The organism is Tabrizicola sp. TH137 (genome assembly GCF_002855575.1).
Classification (GTDB): domain Bacteria; phylum Pseudomonadota; class Alphaproteobacteria; order Rhodobacterales; family Rhodobacteraceae; genus Paragemmobacter.
Genome location: NZ_PKRQ01000007.1, coordinates 80388 through 98599 on the forward strand (window position 1 = coordinate 80388; position 18212 = coordinate 98599).

An 18212-nucleotide genomic window follows, 5' to 3' on the forward strand; every position below is an offset into this window, starting at 1 on the left:
CGATGGGCCGCGCCGGGGCCTCCACCCGCCGCAAGGCATGCCAGACCACACCGCCCCCCGCGCGGGGACGACAAAACCAAGGGAGTGCCCATGACCCATATCCTCGCCATCGACCAGGGCACCACCTCCTCCCGCGCGATCCTCTTCGACACCGCGCTGCGCGTCCGCGCCACAGCACAAGAGGAATTCCCCCAGCACTACCCCGCCTCCGGCTGGGTGGAACATGATCCCTCCGATCTCTGGTCCACCGTCGCAGGCACCGCCCGCGCCGCCATCGAAAAGGCCGGGATCGGCGCCGACAGCATCGCCGCCATCGGCATCACCAACCAGCGCGAAACCACCCTGATCTGGGACCGCGCCACCGGCGAACCCATCCACCGCGCCATCGTCTGGCAGGACCGCCGCACCGCCGATATCTGCGCCGGGCTCAAGGGCGAAGGTCACGAACCGATGATCACCGCCCGCACGGGCCTGCTGCTCGATCCCTATTTCTCCGGCACCAAGATCAAATGGCTGCTCGACCATGTCCCCGGCGCCCGCGCCCGCGCGGCACGGGGCGAACTGGCCTTCGGCACCGTCGATACCTTCCTCATCTGGAAACTCACCGGCGGCAAGGTCCACGCCACCGACGCCACCAACGCCGCCCGCACGCTCATCTACAACATCGCCAAGGGCGAATGGGATGCCGACATCTGCGCCCTGCTCGACATTCCCATGTCGCTTCTGCCCGAGGTGAAGGATTGCGCCGCCGATTACGGCACCACCCGCCCCGATCTCTTCGGCCGCCCCATCCCCATCCTCGGCGTGGCGGGCGACCAGCAGGCCGCCACCGTCGGCCAGGCCTGCTTCGCCCCCGGCATGATGAAATCCACCTATGGCACGGGCTGCTTCGCGCTTCTGAACACCGGCACCGACATGGTGCCCTCGAAGAACCGCCTCCTCACCACCATCGCCTACCGGCTCGACGGCCAGACGACCTATGCCCTCGAAGGCTCCATCTTCATCGCCGGAGCCGTGGTCCAATGGCTCCGCGACGGGCTCAAGATCATCCGCGAGGCGAAGGAAACCCAGCCCCTCGCCAATGCCGCCGATCCGTCGCAGGACGTGATCCTCGTCCCCGCCTTCACCGGCCTCGGCGCGCCCTATTGGCGGCCCGATTGCCGCGGCGCGGTCTATGGCCTCACCCGCAATTCCGGCCCCGCCGAACTGGCCAAGGCCGCGCTGGAAAGCGTCGGCTACCAGACCCGCGACCTGCTGGAGGCGATGCGCTCCGACTGGGGCGCCGCCGCCGATGGCATCCTGCGCGTGGATGGCGGGATGACGGCCTCCGACTGGGCCATGCAATTCCTCTCCGACATTCTCGGCGCCCCCGTGGACCGCCCCGTCGTCACCGAAACCACCGCCCTCGGCGCGGCCTATCTCGCAGGGCTCAAGGCCGGCATCTGCCCCGCGCCCGCCGAATTCCAGAAGGGCTGGGCACTCGAACGCCGATTTACCCCCGCGATGGACGACCGCACCCGCGCCGCCAAATACGCCCGCTGGGGCCGCGCTGTCGCCGCGACGATGTCGGTATGACGCCCTTCGCCATCGCCACCCCGCAGCGCATCCTCTTCGGCCGGGGCGAGGCCGCCAAGGCCCCCGCGCTCATCCGCGCCTTCGGCCAGCGCGGCCTGATCGTCCACGGGGCCAGCGCCGCCCGCGCCCGCTGGCTGATCGACGCGCTCCAAAGCGAAAGCGTGGAAACCCTCGCCCTCGCCTGCCCCTCTGAACCCAGCCTCCCGATGCTGGACGCCGCCCTCGCCCAGGCCCGCCCCTTCGCCCCGCTCTGGGTGGCCGCCCTCGGCGGCGGCGCGGCGCTCGACCTTGGCAAGGCGCTGGCCGCCCTCATCCCCGCCCCCGGCGGCCCGATGGACCATCTGGAGGTGGTCGGCAAAGCCCTCCCTCTCGCCGCCCCGCCCCTGCCCTTCATCGCCCTGCCCACCACCGCAGGCACAGGGGCCGAGGCGACGAAGAACGCCGTCATCGGCCTGCCCGAACACGGGCGAAAGGTCAGTCTCCGCGATGACCGCATGCTGGCCCGCCTCGCCCTCGTCGATCCGGCCCTGACCGACAACACTCCCCGCGCCACCACCCTCGCCTCCGGCCTCGACGCGATTACCCAGGTGATCGAACCCTTCATCTCCTGCAAGGCCACCCCCTTCACCGACGCACTCACCGCCCCCGCCATCCCGCAGGGGATCAAGGCCCTCCACCGCCTGATGGAAACCGAAGACCCGCAGGCCCGCGACGCCCTCGCCTATACCTCCCTGACCGGCGGCCTCGCGCTCGCCAATGCCGGCCTCGGCGCTGTCCACGGCCTCGCCGGGGTCATCGGCGGCCTCACCCCCGCGCCCCATGGCGCGATCTGCGGTGCACTCCTCGCGCCCATCCTGCGCCTCAACCGCGCCCATGCCGCAGGCGAAACCGCCCGCCGCCTCGACAGCGTCTTTCACCACATCGCCGCCACCCTTGGCGGCACGCCCGAGGACGCGCCCGAAACCCTCGCCACCTGGGCGCGCGCCGCAGGCCTGCCCGGCCTCACCGCCCAGGGCCTTGCCCCCGGCCTTCACCCGCAGGTCGCAGAGGCCGCCCTGCTCTCCTCCTCGATGAAGGGCAATCCCGTGCCGCTCTCCGCCACGGACCTCGCCGCCGCCCTCGCCGCCGCTGCCTGACCGCCTCCCCCCTTGCAACCCGGCCCGGCTTCTGCCCTTCTGGCGCAGCCCCCGGAAAGACATGTGAATGCCCCGCCTCCTCGCGCCCCTCCTCGCTCTCGCGCTGCTCGCCGCCTGCCAGCTCGGCCAGCCGGGCCGTGACGGCGCAGCCGCATCCGGGGCCAACCCCGTCACCGGCGGCGCCATCACCACCACCACGCTCGACGCCCCGCCTCCAGCCGCCACCCCCACGGCAGCCGAGATCTCCGCAACAGCCGCCCCCGCGGGCGCGCCAAGACCCCAACCCAGGCCCGATACCGCGACTGCCGCAACCGCAGAAACGGCAGAAACGGCAGAAACGGCAGAACCCGCCCCGCCCGACCCCGCCGCCGAACCCGCAATCCCCGCCATCCTCAAATCGCCTAGCGAAATCGCCTGCGAAGATGACGGTGGCACATGGGCCCGCGCCGGCGAAGGCGGCGGCATGGCCTGCATCTACCAGACCCGCGACGGCGGCAGACGCTGCGACGGCAAGGACGATTGCGAAGGCGAATGCCTCGCCCGCTCCCGCTCCTGCTCGCCCATCAAACCGCTCTTCGGCTGCAATGCCGTCCTCCTCGACACCGGGGCCGAGGTGACGCTATGCCTCGACTGATCCCCGCCCTCCTCCTCGCCCTCCTCGCCGCCTGCACCCAGACGACACGGATCGACGGCTTCCGCTCACAAGGGCCGATCTATTCCAACGCCGTCCTCGACCTGCGCCAGATCACCGGCACCTGGACCCAGGCCGCCGCCTTCACTGCCGCCCGCGCCACCTGCCGCCCCGGCGGGGCCGAGATCACCGCCACCCCCACCGGCCTGTCCATCCGCGCCCGGCTCTGCCTGAACGGGGCCGACCTCGCCTATGCCGGCCCCCTCGCCATCACCGGCCCCGGCCGCCTGCGCCCCACGGGCAAGGCCCCCAGACCGCTTGACCGCGACTGGTGGCTCCTCTGGGCCGATGCCGATCTGCGCACCCTCGTCCTCGGCACGCCGGATGGCAGCTTCGGCTTCATCCTCAATCGCGGCGGCCCCCTGCCGCCCGACCGGCTGACCGCCGCCCGCGACATCCTCGACTGGAACGGATACGACATCACCCGCCTCGCAACCTTCACGCGCTGATCCTCGTCCGCCGGTCTTCACCCGCCGTAAACGCAGCGCCCGGCGCGTGGCCACAGTTTGCGGCACAGAAAACGGCACGGAACACGGCACAGCCGCCACGGCCAAGCACCCCTCGCCCCGCCTCACCCTTCCTTAAGGATTTCCGCCTTCGCCGCCCGCACTGTGGCCACAGTTTGCGGCACAGTTTGCGGCACAGGATACGGCACAGCCGTTTTCACCCGATCCGCAGCCGCAACCCCCGCAAATGCTCGGCCACATCCCTGGCGCTGAAGGCCGCTTCCTTCACCAGCCAGTCAAAATGCTGGCTGATCTGCTGCACCCGGCCACTGTCCCGAAACGCCAGATAATGCCGCCCCAGATAGACCACCGCCAGCAATGGCCCGAACACCGTCACCGGCGCAGAAAACACCCGTTTCGCATCGAACAGATACAGCCGCAGCGACGGATAAAGCTGTTCCGTCAACAGGATAAGCCGGTCCATCTGCTCGGCCCGCACCCGCGCCTCCAGCCCCGCATAATAGCCCGTCCCACCCGCAAAGGCCGCGATCTCATGCAAAGGCAGCGCGATTTCGTAATCCGACCGGGCATTCCGCATCCATTGCAACCGGTCCTCAAAGGCCCCCAGCGCCTGCTCCGCCGTCCGGCCCAGTTGCGGGCGATATTCCCACTCCACCATCGCCCGCGTCTTCAACATGTCGGGCAAAGTCGCCGGAACATGCCGTATCTTGTAGCCCGCCGCCTCCTGATGCCAGCCAAAGATCGTCTCGTCGATCAGCGCGCGCGGCGCTTCCGTCACGGTAAGGCTTGTCGCCAATAGATCGGCAATCGGCTCCGGCCGCCCCGTCAACCCCAACAGCCAATCGGCCGAGATTCCCAATGCCTGCGCACAATCCGCCGCCAGTTGCGCATTCGGCAGCCGCGTCCCGGCCGCCAGCAACTGCGACAGCGTGGACCGATCCACCCCCACCACCCGCGCCAGCGCCGCGCGGCTCATGCCCTTGTCGGCCATCGCCTCGGCCAGCCGCGCGCGAAACAGCCCGGCCCGATCCCGCTTGTCCATTTTTCCCATCATCGGTGACTTTCCTCACCAAATGTGATCTTTCGTTGCGTATCCTCCGGATTCTCCACCGCCAAGGCAAGTGCTATTGCTATCCTGTCATCCTCCTGTCACGGGGCCCCAGATTGCGCGACGACAGCCCGGCCATCGAATGGCCAACCCTGCTCCTCCTCCTCGCCACCTATGGGCTCTGGGCAATCGGAACGACGCAAGCCTTTGAATTCAGTTCGTTTCTCGGCATCGTCCTGACCGGCATCGCCATCGCGCAATTCTCCTCGCTCCAGCACGAGATCCTGCACGGCCACCCCTTCCGCTCCCGCCGCGTCAACGAAGCCCTGGCCTTCCCGGCCTTCACCCTGACCGTCCCCTATGGCCGTTTCCGCGACACCCATCTCGCCCATCACCACGACCCGATCCTGACCGATCCCTATGACGACCCCGAGTCGAACTACTTCGATCCGGTGGTCTGGGCGCGTCTGCCCGCATGGGTCAAGTCCCTGTTCCGCCTCAACAATACGCTCCTTGGCCGGGTCACGATCGGCCCTCTCCTCGGCGCCATGCTGTGGCTTGGCAGCGAAGCGAAGGGCCTCTTGCGCAACGATCCCGGCCTGCGCCGCGACTGGGCGCTGCATGCCGCCGGCCTCATCCCGGTCATCCTCTGGCTCTGGGTCGCCGCCATGCCCTGGTGGGCCTATCTCCTCGCCGCCTGGATCGGCCACGGCCTGCTGAAGATCCGCACCTTCCTCGAACACCGCGCGCATGAGGCCGCCCGCGCCCGCACCGTGATCATCGAAGATCGCGGCCCGCTTTCCCTCTTGTTTCTGAACAACAATTTCCACGTCGTGCATCACATGCACCCCAATGTGCCGTGGTATCGCCTCCCCGCGCTCTATGCCGCCAACCGCGATCACTACCTGCGCCGCAACGACGGCTACCGCTACCGCAGCTATGCCGAAATCTTCCGCGCCCACTTCCTCCGCGCCAAGGACCCGGTCCCGCATCCCCTCATGCCGGGCCCTGATGCCAGACACTGACGGCAGCTAGGCCATATCCCTCAGGCCCCACCGCCAAAGCCCCGATACGCAAAGGCCATTTCCTGCTATGCTCGCCACACAGCAGGAGGCCACCATGCGCCCAACCATCCTCGCCACGCTCGCCGCCCTCGCCCTGACGGCCCTCCCCGCCACGGCTCGCCCGGTGCCCTATATCCTCGAACCCGCCGAATCCGTCGTGGGGTTCGAAACCGATTTCGGCCCCGACCTCATCACCGGCGACATGCCGGTCAAGACTGCCGACCTCATCCTCGATTTCGACCGGGTAGAGAATTCGCAAATCGCCGTCGCCCTTGACGTGACCGGCGCACAGGCCTCCTTCCCCTTCGCCGCACAGGCGCTCAAGGGGCCGAAAGTCCTTGATTCTGCAAGCTTTCCGGAAATGTCCTTCCAATCCACCCGGGTCACCCCGCAGGGCGAGGGCGCCGCGGTGGAAGGCCTGCTCACGATCCGCGGCGTCACCCGCCCGGTCAGTCTCGACGCGATGATCTGGCGACAGAAGGGCCATGCCGAAGGCGATCTCAGCCAGCTCACCGTCCGGCTCACCGGCGCCGTCCTGCGCTCCGACTACGGCGCCACCGGCTGGGCCGACATGGTGGGGGATGAGGTGCGCCTCACCATCCTCGCCCGTATCGCCCGGGTGGACTGATGCTGCGAAACGGCGCCGAAAGCTTCGGCCTCGTTTCCCGCCTCCTCCACTGGGGCATCGCGGGGCTGGTGGTGGTCATGCTCTCCCTCGGCCTCAGGCTTGAGGACATGCAACCGGGCCTTGCCAACCTCTGGCTCTACGGACTGCACAAGTCCTTGGGACTCCTCACCCTTTCCCTGATGCTCGCCCGCATCCTGTGGCACCTCTACAGCCCCCCGCCCCGCCCCATCGGCGGCGGCTGGCAGGCCCGCGCCGCCCGCGCCACCCATGGGGCGATCTACCTCCTCCTCCTCGCCATCCCCCTTTCCGGCTGGATCGGCAGCGCCGCCACCGGCCTCGACGTGGTGATCTTCGACCGCTGGACCCTGCCCGCCATCGCCCCGGTCTCCCCGGATTGGGAAGCCCGCGCCTTCGCCCTCCACGACGCGCTGACCAAGGTCCTGATCCTCCTCCTCTTCCTCCACATGGGCGCCGCGCTGAAGCGCGAGATGGACGGCGACGGCACGCTGCGCCGCATGATCACCGGCCGCGCCCGCGACTGACCCGCAGGCCGCAGCGTCGCAGAATCGCCACCCGCCGCGCCTAACCTCTGGCCCTTGCGGCAACCCCGCGCTAAACAGCGCGCGCATCGGGACGAAAGGCGCATCCATGGCACGGATTCTGATCACCTCCGCCATTCCTTACATCAACGGGATCAAGCACTTGGGCAACCTCGTCGGCTCCCAGCTTCCCGCCGACCTCTTCGCCCGCTACATGCGCGCCCGTGGCCATGAAGTCATGTTCATCTGCGCCACCGACGAACACGGCACCCCTGCCGAACTGGCCGCCGCCAAGGCTGGCAAACCGGTCGAGGAATACTGCGCCGAAATGCACAAGGTGCAGGCCGATCTCGCCAAAGGCTTCCGCCTCAGCTTCGATCACTTTGGCCGCTCCTCCAGCCAGCGCAACCACCGCCTGACCCAGCATTTCGCAGGCCGTCTGGCCGAAAACGGCCTGATCGCCGAAGTCTCTGAAAAGCAGGTCTTTTCCATCGACGACAACCGCTTCCTGCCCGACCGCTACATCACCGGCACCTGCCCCAATTGCGGGTACGAGGCCGCGCGCGGCGACCAGTGCGAAAACTGCACCAAGCAGCTCGATCCGACCGACCTGATCAACCCCCGCTCCTCCATCTCCGGCTCCACCAACCTCGAAGTGCGGGAAACCAAACACCTCTACCTCCGCCAGCGCGCCCTGAAGGACAAGCTGGAGGCATGGATTGACAGCAAGACCGACTGGCCGATCCTGACCACCTCCATCGCCAAGAAATGGCTGAACGACGGTGACGGATTGCAAGACCGCGGCATCACCCGCGATCTCTACTGGGGCATCCCGGTGAAGAAGGGCAGCGAGGATTGGCCCGGCATGGAGGGCAAGGTCTTCTATGTCTGGTTCGACGCCCCCATCGAATACATCGCCGGCACCGCCGAATGGGCCGATGCCAACGGCCTGGACGACGCCGCATGGGAACGCTGGTGGCGCACCGACAAGGGCGCCGCGGACGTCACCTATTACCAGTTCATGGGCAAGGACAACGTGCCCTTCCACACCCTGTCCTTCCCCGCCACCATCCTGGGGTCGGGCGAGCCGTGGAAGCTTGTGGATTACCTCAAGTCCTTCAATTACCTCAATTATGACGGCGGCCAATTCTCCACCAGCCAGGGCCGCGGCGTCTTCATGGATCAGGCCCTGTCAATCCTGCCCGCCGATTACTGGCGCTGGTGGCTCCTCTCCCACGCGCCGGAAAACTCCGACAGCGAATTCACCTGGGAAAACTTCCAGGCCTCCGTGAACAAGGACCTCGCCGATGTCCTTGGCAATTTCGTCAGCCGCGTGACCAAATTCGCCAAGTCCAAACTCGGCGAAACCATCCCCTCGGGCGGCGACTTAACCGCCGCTGAAACCGCGCTCATCGCCGACCTTGGCGCCCGCATCCGCGACTACGAAACCCTGATGGCGCAGATGGAGGTCCGCAAGGCCGCCGCCGAACTCCGCGCCATCTGGGTGATCGGCAACGAATACCTCCAATCCGCCGCCCCCTGGTCCGCCGTCAAGACAGATCCCGCGCGGGCCGAGGCGATCGTCCGCCTCTCGCTCAACCTGATCCGCGTCTATGCGATCCTGTCCCAACCCTTCATCCCCGACGCCGCCGCCACCATGATGCAGGCGATGGGGTCCGATGACTGGACATGGCCGGACGATATCCACGCAACCCTCCGCGCCCTGCCTTCCGGGCATCACTTCACCGTCCCCGAAAACCTCTTCCGCAAGATCACGGATGAGGAACGCGCGGAATGGCAACAGAAATTCTCCGGCGTCCGGACCTGACCCCCGGCTTCATCTTGGCCCAAATACTCTCAGGGGGAGGAGCCCGTCAGGGCGACGGGGGCGGAACGCCCCCCGGCGGAGCCGACGCGGCAGCGGAGGCGACAGAAAAGGAATGCGGGCCGGAACGGCCCGCGCAATTCTGACAGCAGGAGCGTGACATGACCCTCTCGACCACCCCCTTCGGCAGAACCGGCAAGACCGTTACCCGCATCGGCTTTGGCGCCTGGGCCATCGGGGGCAGTTGGGGCGACGTGTCCGAAGGCGAGGCAAAGGCCACGCTCGAAGCCGCGCTCGACGCCGGCATGACCTTCATCGACACCGCCGATGTCTATGGCGATGGCCGCTCCGAACGCATCATCCGCGACGTGCTGGCATCCCGCTCCGGTCCCCGCCCCTTTGTCGCCACCAAGGCGGGCCGCCGCCTCTCGCCCCACATCGCTTCCGGCTACACGATTGAAAACATTGAATCCTTCATCGACCGCAGCCTGAAGAACCTTGGGCTTGATTGCCTCGACCTCGTGCAGCTTCACTGCCCGCCGACCGAGGTCTATTACACCCCCGCCCTCTTCGACGGGCTGGAAGCCCTGAAATCCAAAGGCAAGATCGCCCAATGGGGCGTCTCGGTCGAAAAGGTGGAAGAGGCGCTCAAGGCCATCGAATATCCGGGCTGCGCCTCGGTCCAGATCATCTACAACCTCTTCCGCCAGCGTCCCGCCACCCTCTTCTTCCGCGAGGCACAGGCGCGCAATGTGGCCACCATCATCCGCGTCCCCCTCGCCTCCGGCATGCTCACCGGCAAGATGACCGCCGCCAGCACCTTCGCCGCCGACGACCATCGCAACTTCAACCGGCATGGGCAGGCCTTCGACGTGGGCGAAACCTTCTCCGGCGTCCCCTATGACGTGGCCCTTCAGGCGGTGGAGGAGTTGCGCCCGCTCGTCCCGCAAGGCGCGACCATGGCGCAATTCGCCCTGCGCTGGATCCTGATGGAAGAGGCCGCGACCGTCGTCATCCCCGGCGCGCGGACCCAAGCGCAAAGCATCGCCAATGCCGGGGCCGATGCGCTTGCCCCCCTGCCCGCCGCCACGATGCAGGCCTGCCGCGCGGTCTATGACCGCCTCATCGCCCCCCATGTGCATCAGCGCTGGTGACGACCGTCGCAGGGGGGCCGTCTGCCCCCCTCGGCCTGCGGCCTCACCCCCCGAGGATATTTGAAGACAGAAAGTGAAAGGGGCGTCACATCGGACGCCCCTTTGCTTCAGGTTTTCAAGCCCCTATCAGGCGTTGTCGGGCAGCACCCGCACGGCCCCCTTGTCAGCCGAGGCCGCAAAGAGCGCATAGGCCTTCAGCGCCGTCGTCACCTTGCGCGGGCGCGGCTTGGCGGGCTTCCATCCCAGCTTGTCCTGCGCGGCCCGGCGCTCGGCCAGTTCCGCCTCGGAAATCCGCAGGTTGATCGTCCGGCTGGGAATGTCGATGTCGATCATGTCGCCATCCCGCACCAGCCCGATCGCCCCGCCCGAGGCCGCCTCAGGCGAGGCATGGCCGATCGACAGGCCCGAGGTTCCGCCCGAAAAGCGTCCATCCGTCAAAAGCGCGCAGACCTTGCCCAGCCCCTTGGATTTCAGATAGCTGGTGGGATAGAGCATCTCCTGCATCCCCGGCCCGCCCTTCGGCCCCTCATAGCGGATGACGACCACATCCCCCGCCTTCACCTCATTGTTCAGGATGCCCGCCACAGCGTCATTCTGCGACTCGTAAACCTTCGCAGGGCCCGAAAAGACGAAGATTGCCTCATCCACACCCGCCGTCTTCACGATGCAGCCGTCCAGCGCGATATTGCCTTTCAGCACCGCCAGACCGCCCTCCTTGGTGAAGGCATGTTCCGCCGACCGGATCACACCCTTTTCCCGGTCAAGGTCCAGTTCCGCATAGCGCTTCTCCTGCGAAAAGGCCGTGGCCGACCGCACATTGCCGGGGGCCGCCTTGAAGAAATGCCGCACGCTGTCATGGTTCGTGCGGCTGATGTCCCAGTGATCCAGCGCCGCGCCCATCGTGGGGGAATGGACCGTCACGCAATCGCGGTGCAGAAGGCCCGCATTGTCCAGCTGGCCGAGGATCGCCATGATCCCGCCCGCACGATGGACGTCCTCCATATGCACATCCGACTTGGCGGGCGCGACCTTGCACAGGCAGGGAACCTTGCGCGACAGCCTGTCGATATCATCCTGATCGAAGTCGATGCCCCCCTCATGCGCGGCGGCAAGGATGTGCAGGATCGTGTTGGTGGACCCGCCCATCGCGATATCCAGCGCCATCGCATTCTCGAAGGCCTTCTTGTTCGCCACATTGCGCGGCAGCACGCTGTCGTCATTCTGCTCGTAATGGCGCTTCGTGATATCCACGATCAGGTGCCCCGCCTCCACGAACAGCCGCCGCCGATCGGCATGGGTGGCCAGCGTCGAACCATTCCCGGGCAGCGACAGGCCCAGCGCCTCGGTCAGGCAATTCATCGAATTGGCGGTGAACATGCCGGAACAGGACCCGCAGGTCGGGCAGGCCTCCTTCTCGATCGCCTCGACCTCGGCATCGCTGTAGCTTTCATCCGCCGCCACGACCATCGCATCGACGAGATCGAGCGCCAGTTCCTTCCCCTTCACAATGGCCTTCCCGGCCTCCATCGGCCCGCCCGACACGAAGACGGCGGGAATGTTCAGCCGCATCGCCGCCATCAGCATGCCGGGGGTGATCTTGTCGCAGTTCGAGATGCAGACCATCGCATCGGCGCAATGGGCATTGACCATGTATTCCACGCTATCGGCGATGATCTCGCGCGACGGGAGGGAATAGAGCATCCCGTCATGCCCCATCGCGATCCCGTCATCGACGGCGATGGTGTTGAACTCCTTGGCCACGCCCCCCGCCGCCTCGACCTCGCGCGCCACCAATTGCCCAAGGTCCTTCAGATGCACATGCCCCGGCACGAACTGGGTAAAGCTGTTCACGATGGCGATGATCGGCTTGCCGAAATCGCCATCCTTCATGCCGGTCGCGCGCCAAAGGCCCCGGGCGCCGGCCATGTTGCGGCCATGGGTGGTTGTGCGGGAACGATAGGCGGGCATGGGCGTCTCCTCCGACAGACATGACACAGCCGCATCGCATCCGCGCCGCGCTGGGTCAAGTCACTGCCCCCTCAGAGCAGGCCGCGCCCTGCCAGATTCCGCATCAGGGCCCCGGCACCAAAGGTCCATTCCGGCAGGTCCGTCGCCAGATGCACCGTATTGCGCAGACTGCCCAGCGCCGGGGTGAAGATCGTCACCACATCCCCCATGTGATGGGTAAAGCCCTGCCCCGGCGCATCCCGATCCTGCACCGGCGCGAACATCGTCCCGCAATAGAGCACGAAGCCATCCGGATACTGATGATGCGCCCCGCGCGTCTGGGCCACCAGATCGGCCGGGTCGCGGCTGATCTCGGCCATCGAAGATCGCCCTTCCAGCACGAAACCGTCCTCGCCCGTCACCTCCAGCGTCAATTCCATCTTCCGCACGTCATTGAGCGAGAAGTCGTCATCGAACAGCCGGATGAAGGGGCCAATCGCCGCCGAGGCGTTGTTGTCCTTCGCCTTCCCCAGAAGCAGCGCCGACCGCCCCTCCACATCGCGCAGATTGACGTCATTGCCCAGCGTCGCCCCGACAATCCGCCCCGTGGAATCCACCGCCAGAACCACCTCCGGCTCTGGGTTGTTCCAACGGCTCACCGGATGCAGGCCCACGCCCGCGCCCCAGCCGACCGCCGCCATCGGCGGGGCCTTGGTAAACACCTCCGCATCCGGGCCGATTCCGACCTCGAGATATTGCGACCACAGCCCCTCTGCCTGCAAAACCGCCTTCACCTCGGCGGCCTTTGGCGATCCCGGCACCAGATTGCGCAGGCTGTCGCCAATCACCCCGGCCACGCGGGCCCGCACGGCCTCGGCCCGCGTCGGGTCGCCGCCTGCACGCTCTTCGATCACCCGTTCCAGCATGGACCGCGCGAAGGTCACGCCACAGGCCTTGACCGCCTGCAAATCGACCGGCGCCAGCAGCCGCGTCCCGCCCCGCCCCTGAAGTGAACCGGCAACGATCTCGTCCAGGCTGCCGATGTCCTCACCCGCAATCCCGGCCACGATTTCCGGCACATCTTCGGCCTCTAGCAGATCACGCATCGTGGGCGTGGCCCGCGTGGTGATGTCCACCACCCGATCCCCGCGCAAGGTCACCACCGAAGGACCGATACCCCGCCGCCAGACGCGACCGACAAACACCCCGGATCCCGGCAGGTTCAGCATTCCCTCACCCCGTTCTTCTCCCCCGTTCCGCCACTCTTGCGCAGGGAGGCGGTGAAGGGCAAGCCGTGAGCCGTCAGAACTTCGGATCCGGCGGAGACTGTCAGCCCGTCAGCGGAAGATTCGCAAAGGGATTGAAAACCGTGGCCGCCCCCGACCATCGGCAACGCCGATCTCCGGCATCGGGGGCACCGTGGCCACCCCAGGGCAGTCCGGCGTCACCACGCCGGATGACCGCCCCGCCAGGTGACCCGGACCACCTTGCCCCGGCTGGGTTCTCCCGCGATCCGGATAGCTTTCCGTTTCAGCCCCGATATGGCGCACACCGAGAGGCCAGATCACAGGGTGCGTTTCGCCGCGATCTTGCCGCAATCCTGCATCCGAAAGGATGCCAAACCCTCTGTATGGAGATATTCACTCAATTCGATAAATCTCTTATTCTGACACTAAGGCGCCTGCTGCGCCACGGGATGGACCATGGTCCGCGTCATCTTCGCCCTCTTCGCCACCCTTCTCGCCCTTCCTGCCCAGGCGGCAGACAGCCTGCCCGAGGCAGGTGGAAAGGCCATCCCCGTGCCACAGGCCACGATCATGGCCCGCAGCCATCCAGATGTTGCCTCCTGCACCGCCTATCAGAATGCCTACACTGCCGCAGGCTGGCCACGCGGCGGCGGAATCGACACGATCCAGCAGATCGACAGACTGGTTCGCGCAGGCATGGTCTTCCGCAACGACAGCGGCACCGACACGTGGACCCCGCTCACCCGGGCGCTGATCGCGGGCAAGCGCCCTGCGGGCGACTGCGACGACATGAGCATCAGCAGCGCCCAACTGGCCGTTTGCGCCGGCATCCCTGCCGATCGGCTCGGCCTCTTGATCACCACAAGTCCCCTCGGCCGGGGGCGCGAACTTCACATGCTCGCCTTCTACATCGACCCGTCCGACCGGACATGGGTCTTTGGCGATACCTTCGGCCGCCCCCGCCCCCTTGCGCGCGTGGACGAACGGCTTGTCTTCATGGCCTATCTCGACAATGTCACGGCTTGGTATGGCCTTCTGGGCCGAAGCGATCCGTCTCGCGGCACCAGCGACCTGCCCGCAACGTCAACCATCCCGCAGGCGGAGGGTGCTCGCCAGAGCCCGGCCAGTTGCGGCAGCCATGTCGAAGACACTGGCCATTAGAAGGGCCATCAGACAGTCAGACTGATCTCGGGCGGGCGATGTCATTCGCCCCCTCCTCTTCGGGACCAAGGCCATAGCTCATCCGCTGCATCTGCGCGATGACCCGCTCCATCTCGTCATCCGGCAGGATGGGCGGTTCGCCCAGGGCCAGCGCCTGCACATACATCCGCGCCAGCGTCTCCACCTCCACCGCCATCCACAGCGCGCCGTCCAGCGTGGTGCCAAGGCTGATCTGCCCGTGCTGGCCCAGCAGGCAGGCCATCCGGTCCTCCAGCGCCTCGATTGCCGCATCCGAAAGGGCCTGTGTGCCGAAAGTGGCATAGCGCGCGCAGCGCAGGCTGTTCCCCCCCATCACGCCCACCATGTAGTGAAAGGCGGGAATGCTGCGATGATGGCAGGCCACGGATGTCGCATAGGCGGAATGGCAGTGCAGCACCACGTTCACATCGCCACGCGCCCTCAGGATATCGCGGTGGAAACGCCATTCCGAGGAAGGCCGCCGTCCCTCATAGCTGCCATCCCAGTACATCCGGACAAGGTCCTCCGGCTGCATCACATCATAGGGGAGCGATGAAGGCGTGATCAGGAACCCGTCCCCATGCCGCAGCGAAAGATTGCCCGCCGTCCCCTGATTGATGCCGGTCTCGTTCATCTTCCGGCAGGTCGCGACCATCGCCGCGCGCAGGCTTGCTTCGTCATCCGTCATGTCGTCGCTTTCTCGGCTAAGGCGCGCCAGCGCGTGGCGTAATCGGTCAGGTCCGGCAGTCCGGGCAGGGCTGCGGGCGTGGTCAGTTCTGGCGCAGGCATCGCCCGCCCGGGATGGCAGAGCGCCGCCGCCCCCGCCGCAACGCCATGCCCTTCGGCATTCACCCGCGTAACCCGGCCCGGTCGCAACGCCGCTACCAGCGCCGCAAAGGCCGGATCGCGCAGGAAACTGCCGTCCAGCACCCAGTCCCGCTCCGGGTCAAGCCGGTTGCCGCATTCCACCGTCAGCAGCGCGACATACAGGACCGCAAGCGCAAGGCGCTCCGCCGCCCCGTCCGGCGCCGGGCCGATGATCCGCCCCTGCTCTGCCGATCCCGGAAACTGCCCGTCATTCGTCCCGAAGGCCGGCAAGGCCATCGTCCCCTGCGTCACCACCCGCCCCAGAGCCGCCGGATCAGCAAGCGCCCCTTCGGGTTGCGCACCAGCGAGGATGGCGAATTCCCGCCCGCCCATCGTCAGGGCCCCGCAGACCGGCGCCCCTGCCACATCGGCATTGCAGGTCATGCCCCGCGTCTCGTCCAGCCGCGCCGGATCAATCCCGTCAGCCATCGCCACGATCCATGTGCCGGTAGAGATCACGCAGATCCTTTCCATCCCCGCCGCGCGATAGCGATGGAAATTGGCCGAGGAATCATGCACTCCGGCCCGCACACGCAGCTTCGGCACCCCCTGTGCCACAAGCGTGGCCCGGACCGGCCCCAGCGCATCAGATGCCTTCGCGAAAGGCGGCATCAGCCGCGCCCATCCCCGCGCGGCGACAATCGGCGACCACTCCGCCCGCGCGACATTCCACAGATGCGATTGCGCGCCCAGGGTCGTGACCTCGCTCGCCGCAACACCCGTCAGGCGCCATGCCCAGTATTGCGGAATGCCAAGGCACCATCGCGCCCGCGCAAAGGCCTTTGGACAATCCCGCTCGGCCCAGAACATCTGCCGCGCAGTATGTGTCGCAGCCATCATCACCGCCGATCCCCGGTCCAGGAAATCCCCCGCCAGCGGCGCATATTCGGCGGCCAGCCCATCCGGCAAGGGCTGCTCGTAATCCACCATGGGCAAGACCGCACCATCGCCCCCCGCATCCGGGTCATCGCCCACCAGCACGCCCCCGGAGCCGTGGCCAGAGGCCACGAAATGCGCCAGCGGATGCCGCCGTGCCAGATCGGCCAGCCCCGCCAGCACCCAGCCGTTCAGCGCCTTCAGGTCATGGTGCCGCCAGGGCGGGCCGGGCAGCACGGCATTCGGCACGGACAGCGTCTCGATCACCTGCCCGTCGATGTCGCAGGCCGAAAGCTTCACATTGGACTTGCCGACATCCAGAACGGCGATGATGCCCGATCCTGCCATGTGCTAGCCGTTCGGAAGCCGGAAATCCGCGTCGCGGCTTTCCGCCATGACAAAGCGCCCGTTGGGCAGGTCATTGCCCTCCAGTTTCCAGGCGATCTCCTCCGGCGTCAGGTTGTAATGGGTCCAGCGCGCCGTCAGCCGGTCCCGCAGCACGGCTTCGGGCACATCGACCAGCACCGCCACATCGAAAAGCGGGCGCAGCCGCGACCATGGCTCTTGCCCCAGCAGCAGGTAATTCCCCTCGGCGATGATGATCGGCACCTCTGCCGCGATCATCCGCGCCCCGGCCCGCGCGATTTCGATATCGCGATCAAAGACCGGGACGGCGACAAATGCCTCATCCCGCGCCCGCAACCGCAGCAAGGTGTGGTGCAGCCCGCCCACATCGAATGTCTCCGGCGCGCCCTTCCGGGGGCGCAATCCCGCCGGCACCAGATGCAGGTCATCGTAATGATACCCGTCCATCGGCAGCACCGCAGCCATGTCCGGCGCCCGCGCATTCAACACCTCGGCCAAACGCTCTGCCACGGTCGATTTGCCCGATCCGGGCGCCCCGGCCAGGGCCGCGACCACGCGCCCGCCACCCTCTGCACGGGCCGCCAGCAGTTCTGCCAGACTTGCGATGTCGATGGTCAGTGCCGTCATCTTGCGCCTCAGATCAACCGATATTGCCGCGCCTTATTCCGCAGGAAGGGCAGACCCTTGTCCATCACCTCTTCGAAGTTTTCCGCGACAGGACGCCAGACAGCCAGACCATAGGCCACCTCGGGCGGCATGTTGATGAAGCTTTCCATCGCCAGCCCGCCTTTGAATCCAATGGCCGCCAGCGTGGCATAGACCTCGTCCCAGTCGCAGGTGCCTTCGCCGGGCGTGCCTCGGTCGCTTTCCGACAGGTGGATGTAGCGCAGATGGTCGCGGGCATCGAGGATGCCGTTTCCCGCGCCCTTCTCCTCGATATTCATGTGATAGGTATCAAGGTGAATGAAGATGTTGTCCGCCCCCACCTTCTCGATCATCCATTTGGCCTGCGCGGCGGTGTTGATCAGATGGTTCTCGTAGCGGTTCACCGGTTCGATCCCGAAGGCGATTCCCCGGGCCTTGGCATGTTTCGCAACTGCCGCCAGGGCGCGGGCGATGTTGTCGTACTCCGCCATGGTCGGCGGCAGGCCCGTGCGCTGCCCGATCCCGCCATAGGTCACGCCCGACAGCGCCTCCGCCCCCATCGCGGCGGCGGTGTCGATACAGTCGCACAGATGCGCGATGGCCCCCTCGGGGTTGACGCTCGCCCAGTTCCGCTCGGGCAGGCCCAGCGAACAGACCGCGCGCATCCCGTGCCGTTCCAGCAGCGCCCGCGTATGCGCCGCATCCACGATGGCGGTATTCAGCAGCGCGATCTCGATGAAATCCATCCTGTAGGCCGCCGCAGCGGGAATCGTCCGCTCCGCCCCGGCGCGATCCCAATGCATGGTCCACATGCTGGTGTGAACGCCAAAACCTTCCATCCCGTTCCCCCCTCATCTCCGGCCTTGCCCTGCGCCCTGGCGCAGGGCGGATCCCTGCCCGGCGCATCCGGCCCGCCTTCGACGGCAGATGACATCAGCAAAGGCCCTGAAGGCAACGC

At 66.9% G+C, this 18212-nt stretch carries 17 protein-coding genes; 10 read left to right on the forward strand and 7 right to left on the reverse strand.

The genetic code is table 11. From position 1 onward, the window contains the following. The first annotated feature begins 90 nt into the window (after positions 1–90). From glpK to C0V75_RS19005, 4 genes are all read left to right on the forward strand, one after another. A complete protein-coding gene (gene glpK / locus C0V75_RS18990; RefSeq protein WP_101922552.1) occupies positions 91–1575 on the forward strand; it encodes a glycerol kinase GlpK in 1485 nt (494 codons plus the stop codon). Next, positions 1572–2711: an iron-containing alcohol dehydrogenase gene (locus C0V75_RS18995; RefSeq protein WP_101922553.1), complete on the forward strand. Its 1140-nt coding sequence runs from the start codon at positions 1572–1574 to the stop codon at positions 2709–2711. Before glpK ends, C0V75_RS18995 begins: the two co-directional genes overlap by 4 nt. Positions 2712–2778: 67 nt before the next feature. Further along, positions 2779–3345, forward strand: coding sequence for a hypothetical protein (locus tag C0V75_RS19000; RefSeq protein ID WP_101922554.1), 567 nt, complete (start codon positions 2779–2781; stop codon positions 3343–3345). Then, entirely contained in the window at positions 3333–3851 is a 519-nt protein-coding gene (locus tag C0V75_RS19005) for a lipocalin family protein (protein WP_101922555.1), read from the forward strand. The genes C0V75_RS19000 and C0V75_RS19005 overlap by 13 nt, the downstream gene beginning before the upstream one ends. 214 nt (positions 3852–4065) lie before the next feature. Here the strand turns inward: C0V75_RS19005 and C0V75_RS19010 are convergent, their stop codons facing one another. Beyond that, the gene (locus tag C0V75_RS19010) at positions 4066–4923 is read right to left on the reverse strand and encodes a helix-turn-helix domain-containing protein (protein ID WP_101922556.1); all 858 of its coding nucleotides are present in this window, start codon (positions 4921–4923) and stop codon (positions 4066–4068) included. A gap of 110 nt (positions 4924–5033) precedes the next feature. Between C0V75_RS19010 and C0V75_RS19015 the strand changes: the two genes are divergently transcribed. The 5 genes from C0V75_RS19015 to C0V75_RS19035 all read left to right on the forward strand — a co-directional run bounded on the left by C0V75_RS19015 (position 5034) and on the right by C0V75_RS19035 (position 10127). Continuing rightward, positions 5034–5942: a fatty acid desaturase gene (locus C0V75_RS19015; protein WP_101922557.1), complete on the forward strand. Its 909-nt coding sequence runs from the start codon at positions 5034–5036 to the stop codon at positions 5940–5942. Positions 5943–6036: 94 nt separating this feature from the next. After that, on the forward strand, positions 6037–6609 hold the full coding sequence (locus C0V75_RS19020) for a YceI family protein (RefSeq protein WP_158241885.1): 573 nt from the start codon (positions 6037–6039) through the stop codon (positions 6607–6609). Further along, positions 6609–7151 carry a cytochrome b gene (locus C0V75_RS19025; protein WP_101922559.1) on the forward strand — a complete coding sequence of 181 codons (543 nt, stop codon included), beginning with the start codon at positions 6609–6611 and terminating at the stop codon, positions 7149–7151. The genes C0V75_RS19020 and C0V75_RS19025 overlap by 1 nt, the downstream gene beginning before the upstream one ends. A gap of 106 nt (positions 7152–7257) precedes the next feature. Further along, complete coding sequence (metG, locus tag C0V75_RS19030; protein ID WP_101922560.1) at positions 7258–8976, forward strand: methionine--tRNA ligase; 1719 nt, start codon at positions 7258–7260, stop codon at positions 8974–8976. 158 nt (positions 8977–9134) lie between these two features. After that, positions 9135–10127, forward strand: a complete 993-nt coding sequence (locus C0V75_RS19035; RefSeq protein ID WP_101922561.1) for an aldo/keto reductase — start codon at positions 9135–9137, stop codon at positions 10125–10127. A gap of 126 nt (positions 10128–10253) precedes the next feature. Here C0V75_RS19035 and ilvD read toward each other — a convergent pair whose 3' ends face one another. Beyond that, positions 10254–12095, reverse strand: coding sequence for a dihydroxy-acid dehydratase (gene ilvD / locus C0V75_RS19040; RefSeq protein WP_101922562.1), 1842 nt, complete (start codon positions 12093–12095; stop codon positions 10254–10256). Between the two features lie 71 nt (positions 12096–12166). Continuing rightward, positions 12167–13303 (reverse strand): fumarylacetoacetate hydrolase family protein, encoded by a 1137-nt coding sequence (locus C0V75_RS19045; RefSeq protein ID WP_101922563.1) that lies wholly within the window; start codon positions 13301–13303, stop codon positions 12167–12169. Positions 13304–13777: 474 nt separating this feature from the next. On the opposite strand from C0V75_RS19045, the gene C0V75_RS19050 reads away from it, so the two are divergent. After that, the gene (locus tag C0V75_RS19050; protein WP_101922564.1) at positions 13778–14482 is read left to right on the forward strand and encodes a hypothetical protein; all 705 of its coding nucleotides are present in this window, start codon (positions 13778–13780) and stop codon (positions 14480–14482) included. A gap of 16 nt (positions 14483–14498) precedes the next feature. On the opposite strand, the gene C0V75_RS19055 is transcribed toward C0V75_RS19050, so the two are convergent. Genes C0V75_RS19055 through C0V75_RS19070 form a run of 4 tightly spaced genes read right to left on the reverse strand, consistent with a single transcriptional unit; the run spans position 14499 to position 18057 of the window. After that, a complete protein-coding gene (locus C0V75_RS19055; protein WP_101922565.1) occupies positions 14499–15188 on the reverse strand; it encodes a class II aldolase/adducin family protein in 690 nt (229 codons plus the stop codon). Next, positions 15185–16591 carry an FGGY family carbohydrate kinase gene (locus tag C0V75_RS19060; protein ID WP_101922566.1) on the reverse strand — a complete coding sequence of 469 codons (1407 nt, stop codon included), beginning with the start codon at positions 16589–16591 and terminating at the stop codon, positions 15185–15187. Before C0V75_RS19060 ends, C0V75_RS19055 begins: the two co-directional genes overlap by 4 nt. A 3-nt stretch (positions 16592–16594) precedes the next feature. Further along, a complete protein-coding gene (locus C0V75_RS19065; protein WP_101922567.1) occupies positions 16595–17236 on the reverse strand; it encodes a nucleoside/nucleotide kinase family protein in 642 nt (213 codons plus the stop codon). Positions 17237–17244: 8 nt separating this feature from the next. Next, positions 17245–18057, reverse strand: a complete 813-nt coding sequence (locus tag C0V75_RS19070) for a sugar phosphate isomerase/epimerase (protein ID WP_254216533.1) — start codon at positions 18055–18057, stop codon at positions 17245–17247. Between the last annotated feature and the right edge of the window lie 155 nt (positions 18058–18212).